The organism is Pigmentiphaga sp. YJ18 (genome assembly GCF_038066655.1).
In the GTDB taxonomy this organism is placed as follows: Bacteria; Pseudomonadota; Gammaproteobacteria; order Burkholderiales; family Burkholderiaceae_B; genus Pigmentiphaga.
In genome coordinates this window covers 786,125-799,653 of sequence record NZ_JBBUKU010000001.1, presented here as the reverse complement: position 1 = coordinate 799,653, position 13,529 = coordinate 786,125, and the positions used below count along the sequence as shown (strand labels likewise).

Below are 13,529 nucleotides of genomic sequence, written 5' to 3'. Positions count from 1 at the left end.
TATCGAGACGAGCATGCATCAGGTCTACGAATACACGGCCAAGGAGGTCGACCCGATCACCTTCGAGGTGATCCGCCACCGGCTGCTGTCGATCACCGACGAACAGGCGGCCACGCTGGCCTCGGTGTCGGGGTCGGCGCTGGTGAACGAAGCGACCGACTTCAACACCGGCCTTTACCGCGCCTTCGGCGAAGTGGTCACCATGGGCAAGACGGTGACCTTCCACGCGGCCTCGCTGTCGCTGATGGTCAAACACGTGATCGAGGACTGCGAGGACTCGGTCGGCATCAATCCGGGCGACATGTTCATCGTCAACCACCCGCACAAGGGCGCGCTGCACTGCCCGGACGTGGGCGTGCTGGCCCCCATCTTCGTCGATGGCAAGCGCATCGGCTGGACCGGCGCCTGCGCCCACCAGCTGGACGTGGGCGGCATGGTGCCGGGCAGCTTCGCCTCCATGGCCAAGGACATCCGCCAGGAAGGCATGCTGATCCCGCCGGTCAAGATCATCGACCGCGGCGAGCTGCGCAGCGACGTGCTGAATTTCATCACCGGCATGTCGCGCCTGCCCACCAATATCAGCCTGGATCTGAAGGGGTTGATGGCGGCCAACAACATCGGCGTGAAGAGCCTGCTGGACACCATCGCCAAGTACGGCGTGGACACGGTGCTGACGGTGATGGACGGCATGATGAGCCTGTCCGAGACCAAGATGCGCAAGCGCCTGAAGGAACTGCCCGACGGTGTGTTCCGCGCCCAGGCCTTCCTGGACCACGACGGCTTCGACAACAAGATCTACAAGATCCACGTCGAGCTGCGCAAGCAGGGCGACCACATCGTGTTCGATTACACCGGGTCCGACCCGCAGGCGCCGGGCTTCGTCAACGCGACGCGCACGGGCCTCCTGGCCGGGGTCTACGCCGGCATCCTGCCGGTCATCGCCTATGACCTGCCGTGGAACGAGGGCCTGCTGAGGCCGCTGGAAGTGCTGTCCACCGAAGGCTCGATCGTTTCGTGCAAGTTCCCCGCGCCGTGCAGCCAGGGGCCGCTGGGCGCGATGTGGCTGGTCGAGGTCACCACCACCGAGGTCATCTCCAAGCTGATGGCCACGCATCCGGACTACCTGGCCGAGGCGCAGTCGTCGCCGGCCAGCGGACCGGACCTGTTCCACATCCACGGCCGCAACCAGTACGGCGAACCGGCCACCGCGCCCATCCTGGAAGTGATGCTGTCGGGCGGCGGCGCCTATGCGCACCGCGACGGCGTGAGCGTTTCGGGCCAGCGCAACATCACCGCCGGCCGCGCGCCCAACGTCGAGACCACCGAGCTGAAGCTGCCGGTGCTGTACATGTACCGCCGCATCATCACCGACAGCTCGGGCGCCGGCCGCAACGTCGGCGGCCAGGCCGCGGGCGCGGCCTTCGTGCTGCACGGCGTGGACGAGGTCGAGTCGCTGGTCGCCTGCCACGGCTACCAGTCGCCCACGTCGCGCGGCCTGTTCGGCGGCTACCCCAGCGGCTGCAACCATCGCCGCTTCCTGCGCCACAGCAACATCCGCCAGTTGCTGGCCGACGGCGTGTTTCCCGACCGCATGGACGGGCTGGAAGGCGAGGAAGTGGAGTTCAACGCCAAGCCCCCGGAGTTCGAGTTCGGCAAGGACGACGTCTACGAATGCAATCCCACGGCCGGCGGCGGCTGGGGCGATCCGCTGGGCCGGCCGGCCGACAGCGTGGCCGCCGATGTCGCGGCCGGAGCCTTTTCGGCCCAGGTGGCCGAACACATCTTCGGCGTCGTGACCAAGGGCGGTGTGCTGGACGAGGCCGCCACCGGCGCCGCGCGCGCCGCGATCCGCCAGCGCCGGCTGGCATGGCCCGCCGGCAAGACGCTGGCCGCGCTTCCGAAAACCGGACAGGCCGAACCCGTGGCCATCGTCGGCGACGTGGCGCGCATCGTGCGCGCCTCCGGTACGCCTTACCTGGTCTGCAACAGCTGCGACACGGCCATCGCGCCGGCGGCGGAGAACTGGAAGGACTACGCGCGCCACCACCTGGCCGCCCCCGAGGACCTGGGCCCGCGCGTGCGCATCCACCACGACCTCGAGGTCGTCCAGCACGCCTGCCCGCATTGCGCCACGCTGCTCGACGTCGAGGTGCGCCGCAAGGGCGAGGCATCCCTGTTCGACATCCAGGTCGCGGCCTGAAGGAGGCATCCATGAACAAGCGAACCAGCCATGGCCGCTGGGTGACCTTTCCCAGCGGCGCCGACCAGGTGCGGGGCTACCTGGCCGAGCCCGACGGCGACGACGTGCTGGGCGCGGTGGTCTGCGCGCCCGAGAACCTGGGGGTGACCGAGCATCGCCAGGAGGAAACGCGGCGGCTCGCGGCCGAGGGTTTCATCGTCCTGACCGTGGACCCGTACAGCCGCATCGGCGGCCGGCCGCCGCAGGACTACACCACCGCCGAGGAACGGCGCAGCAAGGCCTTCATCGCCGCGCGCGACGAGGTCGTGGTGCCCGATTGCCAGGCGGCGCTGGCCTGGCTGCGCACGCAGCCCCGGGTGGGCCGCGTCGGCGCGCTGGGCTATTGCCTGGGCGGCGGCACGGTGCTGGCCTGGGCCGCCGACACGCAAGACCTGGCCTGCTCGGTGGTGCTGTACGCGCTGCCGGTGGTGCCCGCCGCCTATGCGCCCGACGGCCGCGACCGCTCGCGCATCGCGCTGGCGCCGCGCATCCAGGCGCCCATGCAGCTGCACTTCGGCGACGCCGACGAAGCCATTCCCATGGACCAGACCCTGGCGTTGAAGGAAGCGCTGGAAGCGCGGGCGCCCGCGCCCATTTCCTTCCACGTCTACCCCGGCGCGCGCCATGCCTACATGGACAGCACGCTGGAGCGTTATTCGCCCGAGGCCGCGGCACTGACCTACGAGCGCTTCGTGGACTTCCTGCATCGCCATCTGGACGCGGGAGGCTGACCATGAGCGAAATCGTCTGGGCCGCGGCCACGGCCCATACGGGCGCCATGATGCGCGCGCCCAAGGGCGACCCGGACGACCTGGCGCGCGCCGACCGGGTGTTCCAGGCCTTCTCGGCCCTGTCCGCCTCGCTGCGGGCCGCGCGCCCCGACGTGCTCGTGGTCGTCGCCACCGACCATTTCCTGACCTTCGACCAGGCCGCGCTGCCGGTGTTCGCCATCGGCACCGGCGCGGCGTTCCCGGGGCACGGGGAATTCGGCGTGCCCAAGCGGGACTACACCGGCGTGCCCGGCCTGGGCGAGTCGGTGCACGCGGGCATGGTGGCGGCCGGCTTCGACGCGGCCGGCGCGCGCGGCCTGCCGCTGGACCACAGCTTCTCGTGCCCGCTGCAATTGCTGCTGGCCGGCTGGGACGCACCGGTGCTGCCGGTGTACGTGAACTGCACCATCGAACCGCTGCCGCGCCTGGACCGCTGCCTGGCTTTCGGCCGGGCGCTGGGCGACGTGCTGCGCGCGCAGGAACGGGCGCCGCGCGTGGCCGTGCTCGGCACCGGCGGCCTGAGCCACTGGGTCGGCATGCCCGAGACCGGGCACATCAACCGCGATTTCGACCGCCGCTTCCTGGAAGGCTTCGCCGCCGGCCGCTTCGACGAGATCGCCGGCTGGAACGCGGCCGAGGTGGTGAGCAGCGCAGGCAACGGCGCGGCCGAGATCCGCAACTGGCTGCTGGCCGCGGGCGCGGCCCGGGCCACGGGCGCGCGGGTGGCGGCCTACGAGCCGGTGCAGGCCTGGGTGACCGGAATAGGCGTGACCGAACTGCTGTTGCCCGAGACGGACACGCGCGAGGTCTTGCCCGCGCGGGCGGGCGGGGCGGACCGCGACCGCCATGCGCTGGAGCGCTACCTGTTCCGCTTCGACAAGGAGCCGGCGTTGCAGGCGGCGCTGCGGGCCGATGCCGGCGACGCGTTCGACGGCCACGGGCTGGACGACGAGGAACGGCGCGTCCTGCGCGAGCGCGACCTGGCCACCTTGTACGAGTGGGGCGTGCATCCGCTCCTGATCCGCAACTTCGCCGGAACCCTGGGACTGCGCTACGTGCAGGCCTACCGCGACCGTGGCCTGCTGCCGCGGCACGGCAACTGAGCAAGCGGGCCCCGCGATGGGCGGGGTCCACCTCTTCGACTGGAGACATCGACCATGAATGACACGGCAATTCGTTCGCGCTGGGTACTGGCCAACGGCGTGCGCACGCACTACGCGGAAGCGGGCGACCAGGGCCGCACGCTGGTGGCGCTGCACGGCGGCGGCGCGGGCTCGTCCGGCGCATCGGGCATGGGCCCCGTGCTGCCGCTGCTGGGCAAGGACTTCCGGGTGGTCGCGCCCGATTCCATCGGCGGCTTCGGGCTGACGGACACCCAGGCGCCCACGCCCTACGGGTTGATCAGCCGCGCGGCGCACACCGCGGATTTCGTCGATGCGCTGTGCCTGGACAAGTTCTCGGTGCTGGGCAATTCGCAGGGCGCGTGGTCGGGCGCGTACTACGCCATGCTGCATCCGGACCGCGTCGAGAAGCTGGTCATCGTGTCCTCGCTCACCATCGCCGGCTCGCTGGGCCTGAAACAGGCGCCGAACGAGGCCATGCACGCGCTGATGGGCTATGATGGCTCGCGCGCCGGCATGAAGCGCCTGCTGGAAGCGCTGATCATCGACAAGTCGCGCATCACCGACGCGCTGATCGACGAACGCCAGCGCGCCGCCACGCGGCCCGGCGCGTACGAGGCCTTCCAGCGCATGGCGCAGGGCATCGACTTCGTGCGCAACGACCCGGTGCTCAAGCTCCAGACCCAATGGCAGGAAGCGCTGCCCGCGCTGACGCGCCGCATCCCCACCCTGATCCTGTGGGGCGAGGAAGATACCTTCGCCGTGCCCGCCACCGGCCGTGCGCTGGCCGAGATGCTGCCCGACGCGCGTATCGAATGGGTGCCCGGAGCCGGCCACCAGGTGCAGACCGACGCGCCGGACCGCGCCGCCGCCATCATCCGGGAGTTCCTGAATGGATAGGCAGAGCATGCCGCAGTCGCCGGACGCGCCCGACCGCATGGCCGGCATGGTGCCTGGCGTGCGGGCCGGAGGCTTCCTGTTCCTGTCGGCCATACGCGGCCGCGACCCGGCCACCAACCGCATGCCCGACGACCCCTACGAACAGGCCTGCCAGGCGCTGCGCAACGTCCAGGCGGTGCTGGCCGCGTCCGGGGCGACGCTCCAGCACGTGGTGAAGGTCACGCTTTATCTGCATGACCTGGACCAGCGCAAGGGCTTCCATCAGGCGTGGATGGAGTTCTTCCCGCAGGATCCGCCCGCCCGCATCGCGGTGGGGGTCGCGGATGCCAACGGCGCGCCCGGCGGCAACGCCCACTATGCGCTGGACGTGATCGCGCTGGCGCCGTGACCGGAGCGGCTCGATTGCCAGCGCCCGCCGCGCCCCGGCACAATATGCGTTTGCGCCCCGGGCGCGAGACTGGCCATCCGCCGCAGGTGATTCGCTCCATGGCATCCGCACGACCCACTACCGACGCTTCCGATACTTCCGATACCTCCGCGCGCGCCGCCAACACCGGCCCGCGCGGCGGGCTGCCGATGTACGCGCAGCTCTTCGCGCTGTTCCGCCAGCGCATCGAGAACGGCGTCTGGCCGCTGAACGAATGCATTCCGTCGCTGGACGAACTGATGGAAGAGTTCGACGTGGGCCGGGTCACGGTGCGGCACGCGCTGGGCATGCTCGAGGCCGAGGGGCTGGTGGGCCGCTTCCGCGGCCGCGGCACCTTCGTGCTGGCGCGTCCCCAGTCCAACATCTGGTATCGCATCCCGATGAACTGGGACGAACTGACGGGGCCGCAACCCGACATCGAAGTCGAATGGCTGGAGAGCCACGAGTGCACGCATCCGCCCGCCTCGGTGCACACCGGGGCCGCGCTGGGCGAGTCCTACCAGGCGCTCAAGCGGCGCCTGCTGCGCCACCACATTCCCTACGGCATCGGCCATACCTACATCGAAAAGAACGTCTATGCCGCCTTCGGCGCCGACGTGCTGGCCAAGCCCATCCCGCTGAAGATCCTGGACGCCCGCCTGCCGGGCGGCGTCGGCCATGCCGAGCAGACGGTGCGCGCCAGCGTGGCCGACCTCGACACCGCCCGACTGCTCGACCTGACCTCGGGCGCCCCGGTCATCCAGGTGACGCGCTCGGTGCTGGATCACCAGGGCATGCTGGTCTATGAATCGCTGGGCGTCTTCCGCGGCGATTTCGTGGAAATCCACACCGACCTGAAGTAGGCGCGCCTCAGGCCGCTTCCTGGCTGACGTCCACCCATTGCGCGCCGACCAGTTCGGCCAGGCGCTGCGGCGCGATGCGCACCGCGCTGTGGGTGGACCCGGCCGCCGGCAGCACTTCGTCGTAGGCCCGCAGCGAGACGTCGCAATACACCGGCAGCGGCGTGGCCAGGCCGAACGGGCAGACGCCGCCCACCGGATGCCCCGTCACGGCCACCACTTCGTCGGCCGGCAGCATCTTCACGCGTCCGCCGAACACGGCCTTGGCCTTCTTGTTGTCCAGCCTGGCGTCGCCGCGCGTCACGACCAGCACTTCGCGGTCGCCCGCCCGCAGCGACAGCGTCTTCGCGATCTGGCCGGGCGCGACGCCGTGGTGCTGCGCGGCCAGTTCGACGGTGGCGGTGCTGTGTACGAGTTCGATGATGGCGATGTCGGGCGCGTGGGCGGCCAGGAAATGGCGGACGGATTCGAGACTCATGCGGGAACGATGCGTGTTGCCGGAAGAGCACCGACTATAGCCCACCGCGCGCGCCGCCTGCCGGGACAGGCCGCTGATAGAATGCAAGGCTAGTCAACCAGCACATTCCGCCTCATGACTTTGCCTCCGCCCCGCGCCACCCGCACGACGCCGTCGACCGCCATCGCGAACCTGGCGCAAGTGGGGACGCCCATCTACGTGAAGCTGGTGATGTCCTTCAGGAAGCGCATCGAGACGGGCGAGTGGGCGGTGGACCAGCAGATCCCGTCGCTGGACGAACTGGCCCGCGACGAAGGCGTGGCGCGCGCCACCATCCGCCATGCCATCGGCTTCCTGGAATCCGAGGGGCTGATCGGCCGCTATCGCGGCCGCGGCACCTTCGTCCTGCGCCGCCCGCAAAGCGGCGTCTTCTACGACATCCCGACCAGCTGGGACACGCTGGTCAACCATGTGCCCGACATCCAGATCGAATGGCTGGAAAGCAGCACCGTCATGCGGCCGCAGTCGATCAACCACCACGGCGGCGCGCTGTCGCCCGACGGCTACCAGCACTTGCGCCGGCTGCAGAAGCACAACCAGATTCCGTATTTCGTGGGCGACTCGTACGTGGAGCGCACGATCTTCCGCGCCATCGGCAAGAAGGCGTTCAACTCGCCCGTGCCCATGCAGCTGATACAGAACCACGCGGGCGAGCGTATCGGCCGTGCCGAGCAGACCATCCAGGCCAGCAACGCCGACTTCGAGGTGGCGCAGTTGCTGGATGTGCCGGTGAACACCGCCATCATGGTGGTCACCCGCTCGGTGTTCGACCGGGACGAGGTCCTGGTGTATGAATCCCAGGGCCTTTTCCGCAGCGACTTCGTGCGGGTGCACATGCGGCTGAAGTAGCGGCGGCGCCTGGCGCGCCGGCCGCCCGCGGCGGGCTACTCGATGCTGATGCCCAGCCGCTTGATGCGCGTTTCCACCTCGGCCAGTTCATCGCGCACGCGCGCGGACAACTCGGCCGGCGTGCTGCTCTGCGGCTCGATGCCCAGCGCCGCGAACTTCTCGACCAGTTCCGGATCCTTCAGCACCTGCGCGATGCCGGCGTTGAGCTTCTGCACCACGGCCGGGGGCGTGCCGGCCGGCGCCACCAGGCCCACCCAGGTCTCGATGGCCAGGTCCGGGCCACCGGATTCCTTCACGGTGGGTACCTGCGGGTAGTCGGCCAGGCGCTGCGGCGACGCGGTGGCCAGCATCTTCAGCTTGCCGGCCTTGACCAGCGGCAGGCCCGAGCCGATGGTGGCCACGCTGAAGCTGATGTCGCCGTTGGCGACCGCCGTGTAGATCTGCGCGCCTTCCTTGTAGTGGACCGGCATCATCTCGGTACGCGTGGCCTGGGCCAGGATGGCGCCGCCGAAGTGGGCCGGGCTGCCGACGTAGGGCGTACCGTAGGTGATTTTCTTCGGGTCCTTGCGGGCCGCCTCGACCAGGTCGCGCATCGAGGCATAGGGCGCCGCGGCGGATGTGTAGAACAGGAAGGGGGCGCGGAAGAACAGCGAGACCGGCGTGAAATCCTTCTGCGGGTCGTAGGGGACCGAGGACAGCAGCTTGGGATTGGTCGTCATGTGCGCGTCGCCCACGACCAGCAGGGTGTAGCCGTCGGGCGCGGCCTGCTTGGCGGCGCCCAGCGCCAGGAAGCCGTTGGCGCCGGGCTTGGCTTCGATGACGATGGGCTTGCCCCACAGCTTGCCCAGCTTCTCGGCCATGATGCGCGTGGCGACATCCGGTGTCAGGCCGGCCGGGTAGGGGGTAACCAGGCGGATGGGGCGGGTGGGAAAGTCGTCGGCATGGGCGGCCTGGATGCCGGCAAGCGCCAGGCTCGCCGCGACCAGGCCACACGATAGACTGGGTTTCAAGCTTGTCTCCTCGATGCGTCGCTCGACGCGCGGGCGCCGGGTACCTGCCCGGTCGCTCGGTTTAATGTGATAGTAAACTATACTACTAGCTATTATGAGCCGAGCGCGGACCGAGGGCAAGTGCGGGATGTCGAGAAGAAAGGAGACGAAGACTACTGCGCGGTGATGCGGCGCTCCTTGATGATCGCGCCCCAGGTGGCCGATTCGCTGGCGATGAACCTGGCGAGTTCCTCGCGGCTCATCGGATCCGGCGTCAGTCCGTGCTTGATCAATTGTGCCGATACGTCAGGATCCTTCAGCACTTTCACGATTTCCTCGTTCCAGCGGTCCAGGATCCCGGCGGGCGTCTTGCCCGGCGCGACGAACGCGTACCAGTTGGTGGCATTGAAGCCCGGAATACCGGACTCCGCGATGGTCGGCACGTCGGGCATGAAAGCCGGGCGCTTCAGGCCGGTCGTGGCGATGGCCACTATCTTGCCGGTCTCGATGTGGGGCTGGGCCGACGAGGGCGTGGAGTAGTACGAGGCGACCCGTCCCGACAGCAGGTCCACCATGGCCGGCGCGCCGCCCTTGTAGGGGACGTGGACGATGTTCACGCCGGCGCGCTGGTTGAGCAGTTCGCCCGCCAGGTGCGAGGCCGAGCCGGCGCCGGTCGAGGCGTAGCTCATCTTCTCGGGATGCTTCCTGGCCATCTCGATGTAGTCGTTCAGCGTCTTGACGCCCAGGCCGGCATAGGCCACCAGCACATTGGGGAAGTTGACGCCCATGGTGATGGGCGCCAGGTCCCTGGCCGGATCGTAGGGCAGCTTCATCAGGTGGGGCGCGATGGCCAGCGGGCCGATCGAACCGAGCAGGATGGTGGCGCCGTCGGGCTCGGCACGCGCGACCAGGTCGTGGGCGATGTTGCCGCCGGCACCGGCCTTGTTCTCGACCACCACCGGCCGGCCAAGGTTTTCCGACAGCTTCCGGGCGATCAGGCGGGCCGCGGTGTCGGCGCCGCCGCCGGGCGCGAAGCCGACGACCATGGTGATCGATTTGCGTGGAATATCCTGGGCCGTGGCCAGCGGGGGCAGGACACAGGCGAGCGCGGCCGCGATCCACGCGGCCGGCATGAGCGGGTGGTGATGCATGGCTCCTCCGTTCTGGTTGGCCGGGAGACCGGGGCGGCCCCTGGCGTCGGGCCAGCATACGAGGACCCTTCCGGCGGCGTAATCACCTGGCATGAATGGGGGCATCACGGCTTGTGACGGGGCGGCCCTGCGGTAAGCTTACGGATTGCCCGGCATTCGCCGGCCCTGCGGTCTTGTTCTTCCTTCACGCGAATTCGAGCAAAGCATGACAGCACGCACTTCTCCCCTGGCCGGCATCCGTGTCCTGGACCTGACTCGCGTCCTGGCCGGACCCTGGTGCACCCAGAACCTGGCCGACCTGGGCGCCGAGGTGATCAAGATCGAGCGGCCGGGAGCGGGCGACGACACGCGCAGCTGGGGGCCGCCGTTCCTGAAGGACGGCCAGGGCCAGGACACGGCCGAGGCCGCCTACTACCTCAGCGTCAACCGCAACAAGCGTTCGGTCGCGCTGGACATCGCCACGCCCGAGGGCGCGCGGCTGGTGCGCGAGCTGGCCGCGCAAAGCGACATCCTGATCGAGAACTTCAAGGTCGGCGGGCTGGCGAAGTACGGCCTGGACTACGCCTCGATGAAGGAAGTGAATCCGCGCCTGATCTATTGCTCGGTCACCGGGTTCGGCCAGACCGGCCCCTACGCCACCCGGCCCGGCTACGACTTCATGATCCAGGGGCTGGGCGGCTTCATGAGCATTACCGGCGAGCGCGACGGCCTGCCGGGCGCCGGTCCGCAGAAGGCCGGCGTGGCCGTGGCCGACATCCTGACCGGCATGTACGCGACCGTGGGCATCCTGGCCGCGCTGCAGGAACGCCAGCGCAGCGGCCAGGGCCAGCACCTGGACATCGCGCTGCTGGACACCGTGGTGGCCATGCTGGGCAACCAGGCGCTGAACTACCTGACCTCGGGCGTCGCGCCCCAGCGGGCCGGCAACGCCCACCAGAACATCGTGCCCTACCAGGTGTTCGCGGCGTCCGACGGCCACCTGATCGTCGCCGTGGGTAACGACGGCCAGTTCCGCGCCTATTGCGGCGTGCTGGAAGCGCCGCACCTGGCCGACCATCCCGATTACAGCGTCAACAGCAACCGCGTCATCAACCGCGACCGGCTCGTTCCCATCCTCGCCGGAATCATGGAAAAGAAGCCGCGCGACTACTGGCTGGAGCGGCTCGAAGCCGTGGGCGTGCCCTGCGGTCCCATCAACACCATCGACCAGGCCTTCGACGATCCCCAGGTCCGGGCCCGCGGCCTGCGCCTGGACCTGCCGCATCCGCTGGCCGGCACGGCGCCTTCCGTCGCCAGCCCGCTGCGCCTGTCCGACACGCCGGTGCAATACCGCCACGCGCCGCCGCTGCTGGGACAGGACACCGAAGCCGTGCTGCGCGACTATCTGGGCCTGAGCGACGAAGCCATCCAGCGCCTCGTGCCGCCCGCCGCATAGCGGCCGGGCCCGAATAAAAAACCCGGCCCCCTTTCGGTGGGCCGGGTTTTTTGAATCGAAGCGGGCGAGGTGGCTTACTTGGCCGCGTCGACCATGTACTGCACCGCCGCGCGGATGTCGGCCTCGGTTGCGTTCGCGGCGCCGCCCTTCGGAGGCATCGCGCCCTTGCCCTGCATGGCGACCGACACCATGGCGTCCATGCCGGTGGCGACGTACTTCGCCCAGGCGGCCTTGTCGCCGAACTTGGGCGCGCCGGCGATGCCGGCGCCGTGGCAGGCGAAACAGGTGGAGTCGTACAGTTTCTTGCCGTCGGCGGTGGAGGCGGCGGCGGGTGCCGCGGCTTGCGGAGCCGGCGCGGCGGCCTGGGGAGCGGGAGCGGCCGGCGCGGCAGCGGCGGGGGCAGCAGGCGCGGCGGGTGCGGCAGCCGGGGCTTCCGCGGTGGCGGCCGGGGCGGCGGGCGCGGGTTCGGCCGGTTCCTTGAAGCTGGCGCCGCTGTTGTTGGCCATGTAGACCACCGCGCGCGCGACTTCGAAGTCGTCCAGGTCGGGGTTGCCGCCCTTGGCCGGCATGGCGCCCTTGCCGTGCAGGGCGACCTGCAGCATGGCGTCGAAGCCGGTGGAGACGTACTTGGCCCACGAACCGCTGTCGCCGAACTTGGGCGCGCCGGCCACGCCGGCGGCGTGACAGGTGGCGCAGACGGCCTTGTAGACCGCTTCGCCGGTCTGGAAGACGCGCGGGGCGTTGGCGTCGCGCAGTTCGAAGCCGGCCACCGGCTTGATGCGGGCCTCGATGGCCTCGGGCGTTTGCGCGTCGGAACCCGCGTTGGACTTGTTGCCGCTGGCGACGAAGTTCACGAGCAGCAGGATGGTGATGATGGGGACGAGGAAAGCCAGTATGACCACCGTGATCAGCTGACGGGGCGTCCTGATCGGCGATTCATGTTCTTCTTCGTGGTTATGCTGCGCGTTGCTCATTGCCAAGTCCTGCAAGTCTATGGGCCGGGCACGCCCGACACGTGACGGTTTATGGGATGTTGCTGACTGCTTGCTTTGATACTTGTATTGCGCCGGATGGGCCGCCGCCTTTCTCCTCCCGGTCGGCTGCTTTCCCGCACATAAACGACTGATTATAACGGCAGGGCCGCCGCTCGGCTCAATCGGTGTTTTTGGGGCCCGGTCGCGCGGGGCAAAAGACGAAATTTTCCAGGCAGGGTACAATTAGCGGCTACGCGCCCGTAGCTCAATGGATAGAGTACTGCTCTCCGAAGGCAGGGGTTGCTGGTTCGATCCCAGCCGGGCGCGCCATTTCCCGCTTTTCTCCCTCGTGCAGCCGCCCGCCGCTGCCACGTCCCGCCTTCCCTCCATCGCTTTTTGCCCCGTTCACCGTCCGGCCGCCCGCCGCCGCGTGGCATCGACCCTCTCGCACAGGCGCTCCGTGGCTTCGATCATGCGCGGCCCCGGGCGGTGCATGGCGTCGGGGTCGACGGCCCACAGGTTGTCCGGCACCGCGGCCAGCGCCGGTCCGAGGTCCTTCCACGCCGCCAGCGCCGCATCGGCGCCGGGGCCGGCCTGACCCACGATGATGGCCTGCGGATTCTCCCGCAGCACGCTTTCCGCGCCCACCATGGGCGCGGCGGCGGACAGGCCGCCGAACACGTTGACGGCGCCGCAGGTCCGCAGGGCATCGCCGATGATGCCGCGATCGTTCACGGTGTACATGGGCTGCGAACCCACCTGATAGAACACGCGCACGGGGCGCTGGCCCGCGTAACGCGTGGCCAGCGCGGCCAGGCGCCGCCGCAGGTTCGCCGCGTGGGCCCCGGCCGCCGCGCGGGTGCCGGTCAGTTCGTCCAAGCGCTCGATGGCGTCGGGAATGTCGGCCAGCTTGCGGGGGTTGCTGTAGTACAGCCGGATGCCCAGCCGCTCCAGCAGGGAATCGGGTAGCCCCGCGTGCGCCAGCCCGTCGCCGTACGCCCACAGCACGACCAGGTCGGGCGCCAGCGCCACGATGCGTTCGGCGTTCGGCTGCAGTCCGTTGCCCACGCGAGGCAGTTTCAATGCCTCGGACGGGTAATTGCTGTCGCGGTCCACGCCCACGATGGCCCTTCCCGCACCGGCGGCATACAGCAGCTCGGTGGCATGGGGCGCCAGCGACACCACCCGCCGCGCCGGCGCGGGCAGGGTGATGTCGCGGCCGGCGTCGTCGCGCGCGTGGATGGCCTGGGCGCGCGCGGCCGCGGGGCCCAGCGCCAGTGCCAACGCCAGTGCGAGCACCGCCCGCGGGTGGTGCCGC

13 protein-coding genes and 1 tRNA gene are annotated in these 13,529 nt (G+C 69.5%); 9 read left to right on the top strand and 5 right to left on the bottom strand.

Annotation, left to right across the window (positions count from 1 at the left end; genetic code table 11):
* The first annotated feature begins 13 nt into the window (after nucleotides 1-13).
* The 6 genes from WKR98_RS03945 (at nucleotide 14) to WKR98_RS03920 (ending at nucleotide 6,299) form a co-directional block, all read left to right on the top strand.
* Nucleotides 14-2,200 carry a hydantoinase B/oxoprolinase family protein gene (locus tag WKR98_RS03945; RefSeq protein WP_341432131.1) on the top strand — a complete coding sequence of 729 codons (2,187 nt, stop codon included), beginning with the start codon at nucleotides 14-16 and terminating at the stop codon, nucleotides 2,198-2,200.
* A gap of 11 nt (nucleotides 2,201-2,211) precedes the next feature.
* Nucleotides 2,212-2,970, top strand: a complete 759-nt coding sequence (locus WKR98_RS03940; protein WP_124691969.1) for a dienelactone hydrolase family protein — start codon at nucleotides 2,212-2,214, stop codon at nucleotides 2,968-2,970.
* Between the two features lie 2 nt (nucleotides 2,971-2,972).
* Nucleotides 2,973-4,112: a DODA-type extradiol aromatic ring-opening family dioxygenase gene (locus WKR98_RS03935; protein WP_341432130.1), complete on the top strand. Its 1,140-nt coding sequence runs from the start codon at nucleotides 2,973-2,975 to the stop codon at nucleotides 4,110-4,112.
* Between the two features lie 54 nt (nucleotides 4,113-4,166).
* A complete protein-coding gene (locus WKR98_RS03930) occupies nucleotides 4,167-5,030 on the top strand; it encodes an alpha/beta fold hydrolase (RefSeq protein WP_124691967.1) in 864 nt (287 codons plus the stop codon).
* Nucleotides 5,023-5,418, top strand: coding sequence for a RidA family protein (locus tag WKR98_RS03925; protein ID WP_124691966.1), 396 nt, complete (start codon nucleotides 5,023-5,025; stop codon nucleotides 5,416-5,418). Before WKR98_RS03930 ends, WKR98_RS03925 begins: the two co-directional genes overlap by 8 nt.
* A 98-nt stretch (nucleotides 5,419-5,516) precedes the next feature.
* Complete coding sequence (locus WKR98_RS03920) at nucleotides 5,517-6,299, top strand: GntR family transcriptional regulator (RefSeq protein ID WP_161568003.1); 783 nt, start codon at nucleotides 5,517-5,519, stop codon at nucleotides 6,297-6,299.
* A gap of 7 nt (nucleotides 6,300-6,306) precedes the next feature.
* Here the strand turns inward: WKR98_RS03920 and WKR98_RS03915 are convergent, their stop codons facing one another.
* Complete coding sequence (locus WKR98_RS03915; RefSeq protein WP_341432128.1) at nucleotides 6,307-6,774, bottom strand: YbaK/EbsC family protein; 468 nt, start codon at nucleotides 6,772-6,774, stop codon at nucleotides 6,307-6,309.
* 114 nt (nucleotides 6,775-6,888) lie between these two features.
* On the opposite strand from WKR98_RS03915, the gene WKR98_RS03910 reads away from it, so the two are divergent.
* On the top strand, nucleotides 6,889-7,662 hold the full coding sequence (locus tag WKR98_RS03910) for a GntR family transcriptional regulator (protein ID WP_124691963.1): 774 nt from the start codon (nucleotides 6,889-6,891) through the stop codon (nucleotides 7,660-7,662).
* Nucleotides 7,663-7,697: 35 nt separating this feature from the next.
* Here the strand turns inward: WKR98_RS03910 and WKR98_RS03905 are convergent, their stop codons facing one another.
* Together WKR98_RS03905 and WKR98_RS03900 are read right to left on the bottom strand one after the other, a co-directional pair.
* Complete coding sequence (locus tag WKR98_RS03905; RefSeq protein WP_341432125.1) at nucleotides 7,698-8,672, bottom strand: Bug family tripartite tricarboxylate transporter substrate binding protein; 975 nt, start codon at nucleotides 8,670-8,672, stop codon at nucleotides 7,698-7,700.
* Nucleotides 8,673-8,824: 152 nt separating this feature from the next.
* Nucleotides 8,825-9,802, bottom strand: coding sequence for a Bug family tripartite tricarboxylate transporter substrate binding protein (locus WKR98_RS03900; RefSeq protein WP_445936070.1), 978 nt, complete (start codon nucleotides 9,800-9,802; stop codon nucleotides 8,825-8,827).
* 205 nt (nucleotides 9,803-10,007) lie between these two features.
* Between WKR98_RS03900 and WKR98_RS03895 the strand changes: the two genes are divergently transcribed.
* Entirely contained in the window at nucleotides 10,008-11,237 is a 1,230-nt protein-coding gene (locus tag WKR98_RS03895; RefSeq protein WP_124691960.1) for a CaiB/BaiF CoA transferase family protein, read from the top strand.
* A gap of 74 nt (nucleotides 11,238-11,311) precedes the next feature.
* Here the strand turns inward: WKR98_RS03895 and WKR98_RS03890 are convergent, their stop codons facing one another.
* The gene (locus tag WKR98_RS03890) at nucleotides 11,312-12,211 is read right to left on the bottom strand and encodes a c-type cytochrome (RefSeq protein ID WP_341432123.1); all 900 of its coding nucleotides are present in this window, start codon (nucleotides 12,209-12,211) and stop codon (nucleotides 11,312-11,314) included.
* 254 nt (nucleotides 12,212-12,465) lie between these two features.
* Between WKR98_RS03890 and WKR98_RS03885 the strand changes: the two genes are divergently transcribed.
* Nucleotides 12,466-12,541, top strand: a tRNA-Arg gene (locus WKR98_RS03885).
* 75 nt (nucleotides 12,542-12,616) lie between these two features.
* Here WKR98_RS03885 and WKR98_RS03880 read toward each other — a convergent pair.
* A complete protein-coding gene (locus tag WKR98_RS03880; RefSeq protein ID WP_341432122.1) occupies nucleotides 12,617-13,510 on the bottom strand; it encodes a cobalamin-binding protein in 894 nt (297 codons plus the stop codon).
* Nucleotides 13,511-13,529 lie beyond the last annotated feature (19 nt).